The following is a 17,480-nucleotide window of genomic DNA, read 5'->3' as shown; positions in this document are numbered from 1 at the left end:
ATTTAGATGGAAAATGTTTTGGAGAACAGAAACGGTTACAGCCTGCACGACATGCCAGCACAATTTAATGAGATTTTGGAGGATTGAAATATGTCATATTACTGATATTTATGAAAAACAAAAAGACTACAGCGTGCTTAAGAACGAGGAAAAATATATGATAGAAAAAGTATACGATGATAATATGTTATCATTCAAAGAAAAAGGATTGTATACAGCAATCTACCTGAACGAAACCATGAACGTGGATCAGTTAGTGGAATCTGGAAAAGATAAAGCAGATGCTGTACGATCCGGTTTAAAAAAACTGATCGAAAAGCAATACATAAAAAAAAGTGTTGTCCGGGAAAAAAACGGAAATTTCGTTACGGTATATTACCAGGTAATTGAGTAAAATGTATCATACATCTTGCGGAAGCACAGTGACCACGTAGAAAAATGGATAACCCCAGTTGTAAACGTGTCAGAGCTTGCAGAATGGACAAAACTGCCTGGTATGGTAAAAGTACCAGGCAGACAAAAAAATCAAAATAAGGGTGTAAATTGTGACGCAGTGACGAAAATGGGGCTACGGATCGCAAAAGGCTAGAAACAGGAGGTTTTTACTATGGCAGTCTACAAAAGAATCCAAAAAATAGATGGTTATACGATGATGTCAAATTATCATTTACGCGACATGAATCTTTCCCTAAAGGCAAGCGGATTGCTGTCTTTGGTATTATCCCTTCCTGCAGACTGGAAATATTCGGTATCCGGTTTGACAGCTATCGTAAAAGAAGGAAAGAGTGCAGTCATGTCTGCGCTGAAAGAGTTAGAGGAGAATGGATATCTGAGTAGAATGGAATATAGGGAGAATGGAAGATTTCAGGGTGTGGAATACATTTTTTTGGAGTATCCTGGCCAATTAGAAGATATAGAAAATCCAAAAGGCCATGAACAGATCATTCAGAAAATGCAGCGAGAAGTAGCCGAACGAATGCAGGAAGGAATGAAAGAAGAAAAAAGTACGTCTCAGAAAACAAGCAGAAATGAGGAATTACAAAAATTAAAAAAAGTCCATTCAGAAAAGCAGGAACAACCAGAGAAGCAAGGTGAAAAAGACTTACAATCCCAGCATTTATCGAAAGAAAATCCATGTCGGGATTTTACGGAAATGGAAAACCGGTATACGAAAAATCCAGATCCGGTACAGCCATATCAGGATTTTACGGAAACCGATTTTCCGTATACGGATTTTCAACCACAAATAATTAAAGATATACCAATTAAAGAAAATGATATAGATAATCATATCATATCCTATCAATCAAAGATGAATAATATAAAGCGGGGAACAAAAAGAGATGGGATGGATATGATGGATCGGATATCTGCCTACCGGGAACTGATTCGGAAAAATATTGATTACGAGAACTACCCGCCGATCTATAACAAGCAGGAAGTGGATGAACTGGTCGATCTGATTGTAGAAACCCTAATGCTGCCGGATACAGGAACAATCCGGATTGGAGGAAAGGAACGTCCTGTTCCGATTGTAAAAAGCATGTTCCTGAAGCTGGATAAAGATCACATCTGTTATATCCTGAAGTGCCTGCACAATACGGAAAAGAAAATCGGGAATATTAAGGCGTATCTTTTGACGGCACTGTATAATGCGCCAATGACCATCCAGAATTATTATACCAATCTGGCTAATTGTGATTTGGCACCGGATAACAGGCAAAAGTAAAACGAAAGGAAGAGAAATATGGGAAAAGGAAAAAGAGTAAAAATGGCCGTATCAAAAAAACAGCCAGAGAAAAAAAGGCAGAAAAAGAAAAGCAGCTTGTGGATCATAGCGTTGATTGCTGTTATTTTGCTGATTCTTGTTGGAGTCGTATTTTTGGTACTGCCAAAATTTCGAAAAGAAGCTGCACCGGAAAAACCGGAAACGATCAAGGTGGAAGCTGCAGAGAAAAGCTATGCTGCCGGAAGTAGGATTTCAGAAAAAAATTTCCGCGTATACGGAATATCCGGGAAAAAGAAACAGCTTCTGGATGCAGATACATACAGCGTGTCACCGGCTAAAGTGCCGGCACATGGCCACAGTGTTACCGTAGAGGTTTCCTCCAAGGCATATCCGGATATCAAGGCAGAGATAACAGTGCTTATTGACCGTGATGAAAGTGCTAGGTATAAAATCGGCAGAGAAAATCCAGATGATGTGGAGGCTATCCTGTATTCCAACGGGGATCTAGAAATAGCCGGAAAAGGAAGCGTCCGGAATTTCAAATCAGATTCTGCGCCATGGAAGAAATATTCTGTTAAACGGCTGACCTGGATTGATCCGGAGGCAGAAGTGGAAAGCATGGACTACTGGTTTACAGGAAATGACGAATACCTGGAAACATTGTGCCGCATCCCGGATACAGTGAGAAGCATGGTGGAAACATTCAAGAATGCTACGGCGATGACCAGTATGCCGGATATGTCTGGTGCGGTCCGGCTGGAAGATATTACATCCTGCGCAGAAGGGTGTATCGCACTGGAAAAGGCCATGGAACTTCCAGGAAATATAAAACAGGCAAAAAAAGCATTTTACGGTGATACGGCACTGATCGAGGGAGCCGATACAACAGCCTGTATGCAGCTGGAGAACATGGATTCCATGTATTACGGCTGTATGGCTCTGGCATCTGTCCAGATTCCGGACAGTGCGAAGGAACTCTCGAATATCTGCAATGGCTGCGTCAACCTGAAAGAAGTGCATATCCCATCAGCTGCACAGAAAATGAACAGCAGTTTTTTCGGATGTACCGCACTGGAATCCATAACCGGTGAAATCCCATCTTCCTGTACGGATAGCGGGAACCTGTTTTCCGGCTGTAAGTTCCTGAGTGGAACACTTACCGTTTCCTGTACATCCAGGACAACCCTTTCAAACTCGTTTTCGGACGCTGCAACGGCTGGAACAGGACTTACGATCATTTTACGGTACGATGCAGAAAAATCGCAGGAAACGGCCAATACGGGCTTCTACGGGGGAACAAAAAGTGCAGATGAAATCCTGAACGCATTAAAGGCATCTATGGAAGCCGCATTCAGCAGCGGAAGCCATATTACAATAACAACAAATGCAGATAAAACAGAGGGGTGATTAGAATGTAATAAAAATGCAATATGAAAAATAGCAAAAGACTCTTGTAATTACGGAATTGGAAAGGTAATATGATAATATGATTCCAAAAAATGAAAAATGGGGAGAAACCATATGGACATGAAAGAGCTTCGAAAAAATGCAGAAAAAGTAATAGCAGAACGTTTTCCGGACTTCAATTTTTCCACACTGGACTGGGGAGAGCTTGATCCATTCTATCTGGAGCATCCGGAAGAAATACCGATTGAGCATGAGTTTGTTGGCTACCGGCAGGATGGTGATGTAGCGGAAGATTACCAGGGAAATCTGTATCTGATTCTTTGTGATCCAGGAATCCACCCGATCGGAAGTGTATGCATGGAACAGTCCGAACTGGACGATGCCGTAAAACTCGGAAAACGGGAAGATTATACCGGGGAACTTCTGGAAGAAATTCCGGAATAAAAAGTGAAATAACAAAACAAGGAATCCCGTGTCAAACGTTGACACGGAATTCAAACAGAAAAATCGGTGTCAATGTTTGACACGGACGGAGGAAAAAAGTATGAGAAAAAGAATCGCAATGGTACTTCTTGGCCTGAGCCTGGCAGTAGGCACACCGGCCGCAACAAATATGTTCCCAACCGTTTCTGCCCAGACAGTACAGGCAGCTGGAAAAACCGGATGGACGCAGGAGTCCGGAACCTGGTATTTTTACAAAGACGGTGTAAAACAGACCGGCTGGCAGACCTGGGATGGAAAAAAATATTATCTGAATGCAGACGGAACCATGAAAGCCAATGAGTGGATGATTGATACGGATGGATCGGTTTACTACTTCCGCAGCTGGGGTGGTGCTTACCTGAACTGCAAGGCAAGAATCAACGGCAGAAGTTATACATTCGGTGCAGACAGTAAGGTACAGGGTTCTCAGTGGGTTGTAAAAGGCGGAAAATGGTATCTGGTGAAAGACGGAAAAATTGCAACGGGCTGGCAGACCTGGGATGGAAATAAATACTACATGAATAGTGATGGAAGTATGCGCTCCAATGAGTGGAGACTGGATGATACCGGAAAAATCCGCTATCTCTGCAGCTGGGGTGGAGCCTATAAAAGCCGGTCTGCAAAGATCAATGGACGTTCGTATACCTTCAATAGTGCTGCAGAAGTAACCAACATGCAGTGGATCGTGATGGATGGACAGTGGAAACTGGCAAAAGATGGAAAAATTGCAACGGGTTGGCAGACCTGGGACAATAACCGTTACTATCTGAACGCAGACGGAACTATGAAAGCAAATGAATCTTTCACGGACGGGGGAAAAACCTATTTCTTCTGCAGCTGGGGCGGAGCTTATAAAAACTGCTGGCAGACTTGGAACGGGAAAAAATATTACCTGCATGATAACGGTGCAGCCTATCAGAATGAGTGGCTGAAAACCGGAGGAAAATGGTACTGGTTCCAGGCAGACAGCACCATGGCAGTGAACACAAGCTTTACATACAAAGATAACCTGTATTTTGTGGACGGAAACGGAGTTATGCTTTCCGGATGCTGGAAAGAAGAAAACGGAGCAAAATACTATATCCGGAGCTGGGGCGGAGCCTGCAAGGATATGCAGATGAAAATTTCCGGAAAGACATATTATTTCCGATCAGACTGTAAGATGGTAACGGATCAGACGGTAAACGGAAATTACTACGGAAAAGACGGTGCGCTTACAACAAAACCAGCAGCAAAACCGACAGAAACACCGAAACCGACAGAAACGCCAAAACCAACGGAGACACCAAAACCAACGGAGACACCAAAACCAACGGAGACACCAAAACCGACGGAAACGCCAAAGCCGACAGAGACACCGAAGCCAACAGAGACACCAGCAGAAACCGTTTATGCAACAAGCGTAACAATTACACCGAACAGTAATCTGGAATTAACTGAAGTTGGACAGACACTGCAGCTGGCCGCAACCGTATATCCGGAAAATGCAACCAACAAAGCGGTAAAATGGACTTCGGATGATCCAGAAGTAGCAAGCGTAGATGAAAATGGACTTGTAACGGTTCATAAAAAAAATGGTATGCGAAAAGTTATTATCTCAGCTGATGCAATGGGATCTAAGCCAAACGGAGGTGTTGTTGGAAGATACGTAGAAGTAAAAATTAATATCCCATACACCAACGAAGAGGCTCTTGGAATGACCGTTTACGATCAGGAAGTTTCCAGAAAGATTTTCGATCTGGTAAATGAAGAACGTGTCAAAGAAGGACACGCAGCCATGATCTGGGATGATAAGCATTGTTATCCGAGAAGCGTTGCCGCTGCCGGATACCATATCATGAGATCAATCACACAGCCAGGATACGGAACTTCTGATAATCTGGCCCTGCATGGTGGCAGACAGAACGGCTGCGGCGGTGGTCTGTCATATACAGATTCCGATGATCTTGCCCGCCAGATCTTCAACCTTTGGATGTCCTCTCCAGGCCATAAAGCAAACCAGATGGATGATTATAATGCATATGGAGCAATCGCTGTAATGTATGGACAACCGCAGGAGTATAACGGAAGAAAGATTGTGAATTTCTCAGCTGTATTTTCCTTCTCAGATCAAGATTATGATTATGCAACAACCTGGGAACATATGGACGATGGTATGAGTGATGTACTCGGCATGACAGAAAACGATTATTATCAGATTACAAACTACTTTATCCGATAAAAAAGAATCCCCTCTCGTAGACGAATTGCGAGAGGGGATTTGTATGTCGAAGAGGTAGTAAAATAGTCGATGATATGCTATACTGAATCTAATCAGATCAGAACGTGATAGGGGATAGCCTATGTCTCTTGTTGCTCTTTGTAATAATTTAGATTATTTCAGAAAGGCAACCACCGACACTGGTATATCCTTGATTGCTTCTGATTTGATTATAAGCTGCCGGACGAAAAAAGTCAAGCAGTACGGGGGATGCGCAGAACTTTGTGCATCCCTTTTTTAGAAAAAAAGGCAGTTATAAAAATGTCATCTTTTTTGAAAAAATGTCATATCTTTTGAAAAAATGTCATATCTTTTGAAAAAATGTCATGTTTTTCAAAAAAATGTCATATTGCACGTCGCAGAAAGGTATGCTATGTTATACTTGCAAAAGAAGGAAAACAGAAGGGACAGCAGGTAGGACAAAAAAATCTTTCAATTGCTCGTGTCAATGATTGACACAAAAAAAAGGAATATGGGCTTTCATGCATCAGAACATGGTTTTCATGGGCTGGTGCATTTTTTATGCCCATTTTTAGGGGGTGATGCCGTTGCACGGAAGAAGTGGCAACAAAAAGTAAAAAAGGAGAGAGAGGAAAAATGAAAACAAAAGTAATACACGCATTCCTATGGATTCTGGTTTGTATGGTGCTTGGTATTACCTGTTATCAGTGCCGTGATTTAAGGGGTTATGTGATTCTGTCAGGTTCTATGGAACCTGTGATTCCCACAGGATCAGTGGCAGTTGTGGATTCATCGAAGAGGGATGTACGTCCAGGAAATATTGCTACGTTTGAGAGGCACGGGGATCTGGTGACACACCGGATTCTGTCAAAAACAGAAGAAGGATATAAGACAAAAGGGGATGCAAACACAGATCCGGATTCCGGAACCATTCCGGTAGAAAATATACGTGGAACATACCTGTTCTGCATTCCATATCTTGGATACGGATTTATGTGGGCAAAAAATCACATGTTTCTTACCGTAGGTTTTCTGGCGCTGTTCATGCTTCTGGTTTTCTGTTTTCCGGAGAAAAGACCTGAACCAAAGGAACGGGAACAGGTAAAAAAAACAAAAAGAAAAAAAGGAGAATTACGATTATGACAAAGAAAAAAGTAGCAGCATTTTTTACAGCTGCAGCACTGTGCGGAGCACTGGCCGTTGGATCATCCATGGCATATCTGACAGATCATGATTCTGTAACCAACAAATTTTCTGTAGGTAAAGTAGACATCGTTGGCCATGAGCCGAACTACACACCGGATAATGATGGAAAAACCAACAATATCGTTCCGACCCAGGTGATCAAAAAAGACCCGCAGATCGAAAATGTTGGAAAAAATGATGCTTATGTATATCTGGATGTTTCTATCCCGATTGCAAAGGTGATTACTGTTAATGCTGCAGGTAACCGTTTGAATGGAGGCGTTGCAAAAGATACAGAGCTGTTCTCTATGAACAATGTTTCTAAGAAATGGACTCTGATGTACAACAAGCGTGTAGGAGATAATATGGTTTACACCTACAGCTATAACGAAATACTTGCACCGGGAAAAACAACAGATCCGATCTTTACAAGCCTGACAGCTGCCAATATTGTAGAGGGACAGCTGGATGGAAAAGATCTGAATGTGCCGGTACATTACTATGCAATCCAGGAACTCAACACCGGAGAAGGAACCACGATTCCACAGAAAGCAGCTTCCGCATGGAAAAAATATGAACTGCAGAACCAGGGCCAGGCAGGACAGATCACGACTCCGCAGTCTGACGAAAGCGGAAATAATGGGGTTACAACCGTTGATGGAAACGGAAATGCAGCATCGGATGAAAACAAAACAAATACCCCAGATGATGTTCAGGTTGAGCCGGAACAGGATGGAAACAACACTTTATCATAAGAATACTTTTCAGAACAGTCCGGAAAGCCATCCGGACTATTCTGAAAAAGAAGGGAAAACAGCATGAAAAAAAAGAAAAAACGAATGCTGTCCATTGCCGGAATGTGCTGCTGCGGTTTTCTTGCAGCAGCCACCGCAATATCGGGATCTTCTGCTTACCAGACGGACCATGATGAAGTAGTAAACATTATCAGAACCGGAAATAACACCATTATTCCGGATGAGGATTTTCCGACACCGACACCGGTTCCATCCAGCGGATCAGTAGTAAAAAAAGTCAGGGCAAAAAATACAGGAGATGTACCTTGCTATGTCCGGGCATATATTACATGCAGTGAACCTGTAAAAGAGTTCACGGGACTTGATACCACAAACTGGGTCAAGGGAAATGATGGCTATTACTATTATAAAAAAGCTGTTCCGGTTGGAGGAACAACAACTTATCTGTTTACGGGGGTTACTGTTGCAGATGAATATGAGCAGGATAACCTGGAAGTAACAGTTTACGAGGAATCCGTTCAGACAACAGATGGTCAGAAGGAATACACTTCTTATCAGGAAGCATGGAAACGGTTTGGAGGAGGTGGCCAGTAATGAAAAGGAAAATTGCAATAGCAGCCGGAATTCTGGTCACGGCAGTAAGTACCATCAGTGGATCATATGCTTACTATCAGGACAGCGTTACCGTTACAAACCACATCAGCACCGGTGATGTAAACATTGGAATCCAGGAATACGAAAAAGATGGTGATACGGAAAAAGTTTACGAAGGACCTGCAGATGGAATTGTGCTTCCATCCCAGAGCATTTCAAAGATTCCTCGTATCACGAATTATGCGGAAACCTGCTACATCCGGGTGAAAACCACTTATTCCGGAGAGGCATCGGATTCCGTGTCAAACGTTGACACGGAAAAGCCAGAGGAAGATTCCAAAACGGATGCAGACCCGAATGAAACGCCGGAAGCAACAGAAGAGACAGCACAGGAAACGACAGAAAATGCCGAAACGGAAGTAACACCAGCACCAGAAGAGCCAGAAAAACCGGAACCAACGCCTGAACCTACAGAAACACCTTCGGTGGATCAGGATAAGGAAACGCCTGCGGAGTATGTTCTGAGTGATGAAGAACTGGATGGAATTTCCGGTGAATGGGTAAAACAGGGTGAGTATTATTACTATACGCAGCCGTTGAAAAACGGAGAATCCGCAGACTTTTTCCAGAACGTAACGATTCCTGCAGCGTGGACATCAAAAGCACAGGACAGGGTTCTTGGACTTACTGTGACCGCAGAAGCGGTGCAGGCAGCAAACTTTACACCGGATTTTAATTCGGAATCCCCATGGGGCGATACGGAAATTGAACAGTGCGTACATGAGACGGATAACAGCATCACAGAAGTGACAAAACAGTATACCGCTATGTCCGTCACTTATGAAGGGGCTGCCAGAAAGCTGGTGGCTGCGCCGGAAGATTTCTTTAGAAATTTACAGACGGCAATGCCTGGCGATACGATCAGTGATAGTTTTCAGCTTTCCAATACGACAGCAACCAGTGCCGAATTTTTCTTCCATACGGAAACGCCTGGAAATTTAACGGATGAAGAACTTGACCTTTTAAAACAGTTTAAATTGACGATCACGCAAAACGGAAAAACCCTGTATAACGGTGATTTGCAGGCTGCATCCCTGAATCAGGAAATCAGTCTTGGAACACTGGAAACAGGGAAAAATTCGCGGGTACAGTTTACGCTGCAGTTACCGGCAGAACTGAAAAATGCATATGCAAAACGGGAAAGCATGGTAAACTGGATTTTCCGTGTACAGGGTGCTGAAGAACCGGGCAAAAACGAACCGTCCCCTGCCATTTCGCAGACTACGGCACCAAAAACCGGTATTGCAGATCCATACGTTTTTGTTCCTCTTGGAATTGCGGCGGTAGCGGCTCTTGGAACCGTGAAACTGTCCCGTAAAGAGAAGAAAGAGAGGAGGAAAAAACTGTGAAACGATGGAAAAAGGCACTGTCAGGGCTGCTTATGGCAGCCTTGATGGTAACTGGAATTTCTTTCCCGGAAAATGTTTTTGCTGTCAGCGCAGGCATGGATGGGTTACCATCTGTGGTTGATTCTGGCATTGGAAAAAAGGTAGATACAAACAGCACGATTGACGGAACCTACAATTTTACGCCAGTCATTGGAGCAAACACAAAGGTTTCATTCGGTAGTACAGATGGTACGAAATGGGATAATCAGTTTTGCGTTAATGGTGAAAAATATGCACAGGTGTGTTCGAAATGGTGGCCATTATCAGATATAGGTGATAATGGAAATACCCGTTCTTTTATTCCGTATGAAAGATTAAAAGGAAAGATGTATGCAGAGTATACCAATGTAGGCAATGCTAATGGTTTACCTGTTACCATGCGGATCTGGTTTTTGGACTGGCAGAATACTAATATCAGCGGGTATCCGGGATATGAAGATGTAGACAATGTTGTTGTTTCTGTAGACAATACAAAAGGCGGTGCAACTCCTGTCATTGATATTAAAGGCTTGAAATGGATTAAGGTAAGATTTTCATATTACGATGAAAATGGAAATCCACTTAAGGTTAAGGGACATTTCACTTTATCTGATCTGGACTATTCCCAGGGATTTTATATTGATGGAAAAGTCGATGGCATTTATGTCACGAAGGAAGCTGATGATCGTCTAATCTATGATGCAAGAACGGATGCAATCTGGTCAGCAAAAAAGGGTTCAAATGCAGATGATGGTACTTCACCGGATAACCCGGAAGGATGGGTTACTTACACATATGAAGGCGATTCTCAGACTATGGTCTTTTATAATGGAGGAACCATACAAAATGTGGACGGTCCAGGTAAGGGACTTACCACAGTGCAATCATATCCAAAAGACTTTACATTTACTGGTGGGGATGCCATATTTAATGGATGGAAAGGATCAAGCCGGACCGAGGCAACAGATTGGCACGTATGGAATACTTCTGAGTTTGGTTATACATCAGAAATGGTTATGCATCAGACCAAAAATGTTGACCTTGTCATCAAAAAGGCAGATGAAACAACAGGAGAAGCCCTAAAAGGCGCAGAATTCACTGTTTACAAGATGCAAGGCGGCCAGTGGGTAACGTATACCAAGGCCGAATGGAAAGATGAGTATAAAGCTTATCGAGCATTAAATCTCCATGCAGAAGATTCAGAAGGTGGAAAATTCAAAGTAGTAGAAACCAAAAATCCGACAGGATATACCGGAACCTGGGAACATGAGTTTACAGCAGAAAAAGAAGGTGTTGTTACTTTAACACTGGATGCGACAAATGCCAGAAAAACCGGTCAGATCACAATCACAAAAACCGGTGAGAATAATAAAAAACTTTCCGGTGCGGTATTTGAAATCAAAGCTGCAAAGGATATTAAGACAGCCGGAGGTACAACCCTGGTTGCTGCCAATACGGTAGTTGATACCGTAACTACAGATGGCAATGGATCAGCAGCCAGCAAACAGCTGGAACTTGGTCAGTACATTGTCAAAGAAATAACAGCCCCGGATGGATACGTCCTGGATACTACAGAACATGCAGTTACCCTGGATGATAGCCATACCAGCGTCAATGTAGCTGTACAGAACCAGAAAAATGCGCTTGTTCTGCAGAAAGTAAGCAAAAACGATGGCACAGTCATGGAAGGTGTTACGTTCCATATCTGGAATGATGACAAGAGCTATGATAAAACGCAGAAAACAGATAGCAATGGACGGATCACGATTGATGGTGTGAAGGATGGAACCTGGCATTACCAGGAAACGGCAACCAAAGATGGATACGTACTGGATAATGCAGTGAAAGATTTCACAGTATCCGACGGAAAAGTCAATGGGCAGTCAAACCTGACAATCACGGTAGAAAATGATTATACAAAACTGGATCTTGCAAAAGTAGATTCCGGTACCGGAGAGAACATTTCCGGAGCGAAACTTTCTCTTCTGGATAGCAATGGCCGTCTGGTAGAAAGCTGGACATCCGGAAGCACACCGCACCGGATCGAAAAACTGAAACCGGGTCAGTATACTTTATGTGAGGATCAGGCCCCGGATCATTATAAACTTGCTGATCCAATTACCTTTACGCTGGAAAGCAAAGCAGATACGCAGACTATCACCATGAAGGATATGCGCTATGCAGACCTTACCATAGTAAAGAAAATTAAAGCAAGCGATATTACCTGGGCGCATGGAAACCCAACCTTTATCTTCACCGTAAAAGGAAAAGATATTAATGGAAAAGACCGTACCTTCCAGAATTATGTAGAGTTCACGGAAAATTACGTAAATTCACATACCGATGGACAGGGATATGTAGAACTTTCTGTCACCTGGAACAAAATCCCGGTAGGAGAAGACTACACAGTAACAGAACAGGATGTGCTGCGGTATCATCTGGTGAACGTTACCGGAACAGAGAATGTAAAGATTTCAAAATTACAGGAACCGGCGAAGGGCGTTGCTCCGGATAAAATTTTCTCCGTACATGCAAATTTAAAGGCGAAACCAACCGGTACATCCATCACATTTGAAAACCAGAAAGATGACTGGGGAACTACAACGCATGATACTTCTGTTAAGAACATCATTCCGTTAAAGTAACCAGCAAAACCGGATTTATACCCGTGTCAATGTTTGACACGGGTATTTCATTAAAGAACAGGGAGGTGTGAAAATGCGAAAAGCTGCTGGGTGTGTCCTGCTGGCAATTTTATGTCTGCTGGGTGCGTCTTATCTTCCACGGATTTTGCAGGAAGCACAAACCGACCGGGAACAGCAGAACCTTATCAGTGGCTATATCCAAAATCCGGATACAACAGATGAAGAAAACACAGAATCAACTACAGATGAGCCGGAAGAGGAAACAGATCCGAATATGGAAAGAATAGTTGATTTTCAGAATTTACAGCAGATCAATCCTGAGATTTTGGCATGGATCACAGTTCCCGGAACACCCATTGATTATCCGGTTGCTTTAGGAGAGGACAACAGTTATTACCTGAACCATACCGTAACAGGAGAAAGCAATATTCTTGGTTCCATTTTTGCAACTGCCGGAACAGATTTCGAAGAAAGCCACATTATTTTATATGGGCATAACATGGCATCCGGGAAAATGTTTGGAAGCCTGAAAAAGTACCATGATAAGGACTTCCGGAACACTTATCCTTATGTATATGTTTATACACCGGAAACTACTTATACCTGTGCGATATACAGCGTATACAGCACCCGGTATGACAGTGATGTTTTTACACTGGGATATAAAGGTGACAGCGAGGAATGGAAACAATGGATTGCAGAAACCGTACAGAATGCGGAATATGACTGTAATATTGCCCCGACCGGAAAGGAGAAAGTTTTTACTTTATCCACCTGCGTAGGTGATGGCTCCAGTCCTTACAGATTGGTTATACACGCCGTTACGGTTGCCCAGAAAGAGGTCGCGAATGCGGAAAAGGAAGCGTCTTAAAGCAAAAGTAAGAGCCAGAATTTGTATGATTTTGGCTTGCCTGCTGCTCTGCGGAACCGGAGTTTCCTTATGGAATGGAAAACGGGCTGAAAAATCCGTGTCAAACATTGACACGGGACAGAAAAGCAGCAAAACGGTGTCAAACATTGACACGGGTACGGAAAACCACCAGGCGGTGTCAAACGTTGACACGGATACGGAAAATCCCAAAGCGGTGTCAAACGTTGACACGAGTACGGAAAAGCCACAAGCGGTGTCAAACGTTGACACGAGTACGGAAAAGCCACAAGCGGTGTCAAACGTTGACACCGATATGGAAACCACAAAACAGGTGTCAAACATTGACACAGATACAGAAGGTATGATTTTAAAGGCTGATCCGGTGGATACGGCAGATAGGAATCATATCTGTTTTTTTGCCGTTTTTTTTATCGGCAGTTGGAGTGTATTGATGTTTCTTACTGCAATACGAAAAAAGAGTAAGAAAGATATTGGGCTAAGCGCCCGAAGAAAGGATACGTCATGGATGAAAATACATTAAGTATGGCCGAAAAAATGAATCAGCTGTATCAGGAACGAGAAGAGCAATATAAAAAACGTGAAAAGCTGTTCGATGACCGTTCCAAGCAGCTGCAGTCTCTTGCAAATGCATTGGAAAAGCAGAAAAATAGCCAGGAACAGAAAGCAACAGATCTGGATAACCGGGAAAAAGAACTGGACCAGATCCAGGATGCTCTTGCAGCTAAAGTAGAGGACATGGAAAAACAGGAAACTGCTTTAAAAAACTGGGAACAGGAAACAAAAGAATCCCTGGCGAAAGCAAAGCAGGAACAGGAAAATGAGCTGATTAAGAAACGGCAGGAACTGCAAATGGAAAAGCTGCAGGCACAGAACTTAAGTATTGAGCTGCAGGCAGAGAGGGATAACCTCAAGATGATGCAGGAAAATTTAAAACTGTATCCGGATATGTCACTTCCAACGGATAAGGAAACAGAACTGCAGGCGAAAATTGAAACATTGCAGAGCCGTCTTTCCATGGCAGAAAAAGAACGTGATTCCAAAACGGAACAGATGGAAAAATTACAGAAAGATTTTGATGCAAAGGAAGCTGAACTTGCGAACCTGCAGTTAAAAGCAGAGGATAGCAGCACTGATCCGGAAGTAGAAGAAAAGTTGCGAAAACGGAATGGAGAACTCCAAGGAAAAGTCATTGAACTAAATAAGCAGGTAAAATCTTTGCAGAGAGATCTGGATGATCAGGCAAAAGACAAGGAAGAATTACAGAGACAGCTGGAAGAAAACAGTAATCAGCCGGAAAGCCACGATTTAAGTGCAGAAGAACTGCAGAATTACTTGCTGACACTGCCAGAGTTCGAAAATGTGACAACCCGCCATAATACGGATGGAATTATTGTAGATGCGGTATGTGGCGAAAAGAATTATCATTTCCGCTTTGATTCCCTTCCATGCTATGAAATCAGTGTTCCACGCCGCGAAACCAAGAACTTAAAAGAAGTCATCTACCAGATGAACGCAGAAATGCCGGAATATAAGGCATCTTATGATGAATACGAAAAAGCGGCAGTTCTGACCGGATGGTATGACAGAAGAATTTCGGCAGAGGAGCTGGTAGAACTTGCGGTAGATGCATCACGGAATTTCAAGTAAAGGAGATCGGCCATGGAAAGTATAAAGTCATTTTTGGGAAATCCATATTACTTGATGACCGCGGTGCTTGCGATCGCAGCGTTTGGTTTTGCAGCAACAGCTGGAATCAGTTTAATACAAGAGCGAAAACAGAAAAAGGAAGAAACTCAAGAAGAGCCGTTGGAAAAAAAGCTTGGGGTTGATACCAAAAAGCTGAAAAATGTTTTAAATGTTCCAGATTTAAAACGAAAAAAGAATATACCTGTCATAGAAGAGGAAAAAACGGAAAATGCGCCGGAAGAACTTCCGAATGATAAAGAAGAAGTTCCCGTGTCAAACATTGACACGGAACCGGAAGTGTTAAACCCGGCTGATGTGGCAGAATTTAAAAGCCGGATGATAGAACATTTCCGGCGAAAAGACACACTGCAGCAATCCCTTTTAGAATTGCAGGAACTTTATGAAAATGGTCCGATTCTGGAAAGGATTGAAAAGGCACTTACGTACAGCCAGCGCAGCCGTTACCGGGATTTTGAGACAACCCTTGACATTTTATTTGAGGGCATGGATGCAGAAACCCTGCGGGATGATTTACTGCGGATGGAAGTTCTGCGATACCGGAGGCTGCCTTACCGTCAAGAAAATACAACTGGCAATCTGGTATAAGGAGGGCAAACATGAATCAGATTAAAATCCAGGGTGTTTGCACCTGCGTCCCACAATTTTCCTATGAAAAAGACAGGAGAGGGAGATCAGTTCCAACATGCCGGTACATCCTGGCCGTGCAGCGACCGAAAAGTTCTTACTCCGATTACATGTACTGTGTTGCCTTTGGAGAACGGGCAATGATAGCATTTCAGAAAATAAAAAAAGGAACGACAGTGTTTGTCCAGGGACATCTTCATACAGAGGAAGGCCGGGATGCCAACAATCAAAAAGTATATTTCGTTACTGTGACGGTAGATTATCAGCAGATAATTGAAAAACAAGAATTTAATGGACTGGAATTGTGTACTGGATTGCCCCAGTTTCCGGTTCTGAAACAGGAAGAAAAAGGAGGAAAATAGAGAATGCCGATTCAGTATATTATCCCGATTATAGCGGTGGTAGGATGTGTTATTGCATTTTTAATTGGAAGATTTCACAAACATGATGATGATGACGATTAAAAAATGTCGTGTGAAGGATTGACACGAAAGAACAAACGAAAATAAGACCTGCACCAAAATTTGGTGCGGGCTATTTTTAGATCAAAAAGAGGTAAAAGATATGAAAAAGCCAATCGAAGTAAAAAAGAAACTGAAAAAAGTCACGGAATATACGGCTTGCTTTGCGTTTTTGATGTTCCTGCAGGGAGTAGGTGCGCCAATGGTTTTTGCAGATGCAACGGCCGCAATAAATGCGAAATTTGAAATTTTATGGAATCTGATCAGCGCTGTGGTACAATCTGTGGGTGGTGTTATTTTATTATGGCACGCATTTGAATTTGGAGCTTCCATGCAGGCACAGGAAGGCGGAGGTGCTATTACAAGATCTTTAAAAGGGGTTGGCGGTGCGTTAGTTATGCTGGTTGCTCCGGTAATTACAACTGCTCTGAAGGGATAATGAAAAGGGAGGGAATATCCTCCTTTTTCTTATGGAGAAAATATGATAAATGAGATATTAGATTTTTTCAAAACGGTTTTTTCGGGAAGTGGTTTCTTTTCCCTTGGGTGCAATGTTTGGAATTCATTAATTGCATATGCGTTTGATATGCTGCAAACGAATCCAAAAAGTTTGGCAGATGGTGAACTTTGGGATGAAGCATACCGGATTTTCCTGGCACTACAGATTCTAGGTGCGACACTTGTAAGTGTTTTCTTTATGATTAATTTTTTCAAAGAAACAACGGATATTAAACACGGAATGACCATGGAAGCAAGCATCCAGTTTTTTATCAAGCTGGCACTTGTGGATGCTGTTTTTTTAAATCTCACGAATATCCTCGTTTTTTTGATTGAAATTGAACAAGCATTTTTTGGGATTATTGTTCCGGAAGATGCCGCTTCACTGGTTATAAGAGTAGGGGATGACTGGGAAATGAGTGGATCCGGACTTATTTTTGGAAATCTGTTTGGCCTTGTGTTTTTGTTTATCTGCCTGGGTGGCGCAGTTATTACATTATGGACGGTTTATAGGGTTTTCCTTAAATTGTTTTTTTATATGGCTGTTGCACCACTTGCACTTTCCACTTATGCAGGGCCACATGAAATTGGACATACCGGATCAAGCTGGGTCCGTACATTTCTTTGTGCATTGTTTGAAATGACAGGAATCATGCTAATGATGCGACTTGGAACAATTTTAATAAATGCCGGTGGGCTGTTCCCTACTGCATCAGAAGATATATTGGGCGGAATGTTGGGATCACAAGGATGGGAAGGACTTCAAGCTATTCTTGGTATCCTTATTATAACGGGATCAGTATCTGGTACGGATGCGATGGTTCGAAGAGCATTTGGATTTTAATAGTAGGA

17 protein-coding genes are annotated in these 17,480 nt (G+C 42.6%); all 17 read left to right on the top strand.

Translation table 11 applies throughout. The annotated features are described in order from the left end of the window. Window positions 1-394 (top strand): hypothetical protein (locus DWZ44_RS18535; protein WP_207660236.1); only part of this gene is annotated, 394 nt, incomplete at its 5' end. Between the two features lie 213 nt (window positions 395-607). Beyond that, window positions 608-1,729 (top strand): DUF6017 domain-containing protein, encoded by a 1,122-nt coding sequence (locus DWZ44_RS14790; protein ID WP_117805210.1) that lies wholly within the window; start codon window positions 608-610, stop codon window positions 1,727-1,729. A gap of 18 nt (window positions 1,730-1,747) precedes the next feature. Beyond that, the gene (locus tag DWZ44_RS14785) at window positions 1,748-3,136 is read left to right on the top strand and encodes a leucine-rich repeat protein (RefSeq protein WP_117805209.1); all 1,389 of its coding nucleotides are present in this window, start codon (window positions 1,748-1,750) and stop codon (window positions 3,134-3,136) included. Window positions 3,137-3,250: 114 nt separating this feature from the next. Beyond that, window positions 3,251-3,580 carry a hypothetical protein gene (locus DWZ44_RS14780; protein WP_055265160.1) on the top strand — a complete coding sequence of 110 codons (330 nt, stop codon included), beginning with the start codon at window positions 3,251-3,253 and terminating at the stop codon, window positions 3,578-3,580. A 100-nt stretch (window positions 3,581-3,680) separates the two neighbouring features. After that, entirely contained in the window at window positions 3,681-5,840 is a 2,160-nt protein-coding gene (locus DWZ44_RS14775; protein WP_117805208.1) for an Ig-like domain-containing protein, read from the top strand. Between the two features lie 636 nt (window positions 5,841-6,476). Then, window positions 6,477-6,983, top strand: coding sequence for a signal peptidase I (locus DWZ44_RS14770; protein WP_117805207.1), 507 nt, complete (start codon window positions 6,477-6,479; stop codon window positions 6,981-6,983). After that, window positions 6,980-7,780 (top strand): TasA family protein, encoded by an 801-nt coding sequence (locus tag DWZ44_RS14765; RefSeq protein WP_022461031.1) that lies wholly within the window; start codon window positions 6,980-6,982, stop codon window positions 7,778-7,780. The genes DWZ44_RS14770 and DWZ44_RS14765 overlap by 4 nt, the downstream gene beginning before the upstream one ends. A gap of 63 nt (window positions 7,781-7,843) precedes the next feature. After that, a complete protein-coding gene (locus tag DWZ44_RS14760; RefSeq protein WP_117805206.1) occupies window positions 7,844-8,374 on the top strand; it encodes a hypothetical protein in 531 nt (176 codons plus the stop codon). Beyond that, entirely contained in the window at window positions 8,374-9,783 is a 1,410-nt protein-coding gene (locus DWZ44_RS14755) for a hypothetical protein (protein WP_117805205.1), read from the top strand. Before DWZ44_RS14760 ends, DWZ44_RS14755 begins: the two co-directional genes overlap by 1 nt. Beyond that, window positions 9,780-12,446, top strand: coding sequence for a SpaA isopeptide-forming pilin-related protein (locus tag DWZ44_RS14750; protein ID WP_117805204.1), 2,667 nt, complete (start codon window positions 9,780-9,782; stop codon window positions 12,444-12,446). Before DWZ44_RS14755 ends, DWZ44_RS14750 begins: the two co-directional genes overlap by 4 nt. Window positions 12,447-12,519: 73 nt before the next feature. Continuing rightward, the gene (gene srtB, locus DWZ44_RS14745) at window positions 12,520-13,317 is read left to right on the top strand and encodes a class B sortase (protein WP_117805203.1); all 798 of its coding nucleotides are present in this window, start codon (window positions 12,520-12,522) and stop codon (window positions 13,315-13,317) included. A 136-nt stretch (window positions 13,318-13,453) separates the two neighbouring features. Then, window positions 13,454-13,858: a hypothetical protein gene (locus tag DWZ44_RS14740; protein ID WP_147342488.1), complete on the top strand. Its 405-nt coding sequence runs from the start codon at window positions 13,454-13,456 to the stop codon at window positions 13,856-13,858. After that, a complete protein-coding gene (locus DWZ44_RS14735; protein ID WP_022461025.1) occupies window positions 13,840-14,985 on the top strand; it encodes a hypothetical protein in 1,146 nt (381 codons plus the stop codon). Before DWZ44_RS14740 ends, DWZ44_RS14735 begins: the two co-directional genes overlap by 19 nt. A gap of 12 nt (window positions 14,986-14,997) precedes the next feature. After that, the gene (locus tag DWZ44_RS14730; protein WP_117805201.1) at window positions 14,998-15,630 is read left to right on the top strand and encodes a hypothetical protein; all 633 of its coding nucleotides are present in this window, start codon (window positions 14,998-15,000) and stop codon (window positions 15,628-15,630) included. Between the two features lie 11 nt (window positions 15,631-15,641). Further along, on the top strand, window positions 15,642-16,031 hold the full coding sequence (locus DWZ44_RS14725) for a single-stranded DNA-binding protein (RefSeq protein WP_117805200.1): 390 nt from the start codon (window positions 15,642-15,644) through the stop codon (window positions 16,029-16,031). Between the two features lie 202 nt (window positions 16,032-16,233). After that, a complete protein-coding gene (locus tag DWZ44_RS14720; protein WP_117805199.1) occupies window positions 16,234-16,569 on the top strand; it encodes a hypothetical protein in 336 nt (111 codons plus the stop codon). Window positions 16,570-16,611: 42 nt separating this feature from the next. Next, entirely contained in the window at window positions 16,612-17,472 is an 861-nt protein-coding gene (locus tag DWZ44_RS14715; RefSeq protein ID WP_117805198.1) for a hypothetical protein, read from the top strand. Window positions 17,473-17,480: the final 8 nt, after the last annotated feature.

The organism is Blautia sp. AF32-4BH (assembly GCF_003460565.1).
GTDB lineage: Bacteria > Bacillota > Clostridia > Lachnospirales > Lachnospiraceae > Fusicatenibacter > Fusicatenibacter saccharivorans.
This window is presented reverse-complemented; position numbering and strand designations above follow the sequence as displayed.

Coding starts and splice junctions, on each gene's coding strand:
- DWZ44_RS14790 (WP_117805210.1), top strand. CDS start 608: ATGGCAGTCTACAAAAGAATCCAAAAAATAGATGGTTATACGATGATG.
- DWZ44_RS14785 (WP_117805209.1), top strand. CDS start 1,748: ATGGGAAAAGGAAAAAGAGTAAAAATGGCCGTATCAAAAAAACAGCCA.
- DWZ44_RS14780 (WP_055265160.1), top strand. CDS start 3,251: ATGGACATGAAAGAGCTTCGAAAAAATGCAGAAAAAGTAATAGCAGAA.
- DWZ44_RS14775 (WP_117805208.1), top strand. CDS start 3,681: ATGAGAAAAAGAATCGCAATGGTACTTCTTGGCCTGAGCCTGGCAGTA.
- DWZ44_RS14770 (WP_117805207.1), top strand. CDS start 6,477: ATGAAAACAAAAGTAATACACGCATTCCTATGGATTCTGGTTTGTATG.
- DWZ44_RS14765 (WP_022461031.1), top strand. CDS start 6,980: ATGACAAAGAAAAAAGTAGCAGCATTTTTTACAGCTGCAGCACTGTGC.
- DWZ44_RS14760 (WP_117805206.1), top strand. CDS start 7,844: ATGAAAAAAAAGAAAAAACGAATGCTGTCCATTGCCGGAATGTGCTGC.
- DWZ44_RS14755 (WP_117805205.1), top strand. CDS start 8,374: ATGAAAAGGAAAATTGCAATAGCAGCCGGAATTCTGGTCACGGCAGTA.
- srtB (WP_117805203.1), top strand. CDS start 12,520: ATGCGAAAAGCTGCTGGGTGTGTCCTGCTGGCAATTTTATGTCTGCTG.
- DWZ44_RS14735 (WP_022461025.1), top strand. CDS start 13,840: ATGGATGAAAATACATTAAGTATGGCCGAAAAAATGAATCAGCTGTAT.
- DWZ44_RS14730 (WP_117805201.1), top strand. CDS start 14,998: ATGGAAAGTATAAAGTCATTTTTGGGAAATCCATATTACTTGATGACC.
- DWZ44_RS14725 (WP_117805200.1), top strand. CDS start 15,642: ATGAATCAGATTAAAATCCAGGGTGTTTGCACCTGCGTCCCACAATTT.
- DWZ44_RS14720 (WP_117805199.1), top strand. CDS start 16,234: ATGAAAAAGCCAATCGAAGTAAAAAAGAAACTGAAAAAAGTCACGGAA.
- DWZ44_RS14715 (WP_117805198.1), top strand. CDS start 16,612: ATGATAAATGAGATATTAGATTTTTTCAAAACGGTTTTTTCGGGAAGT.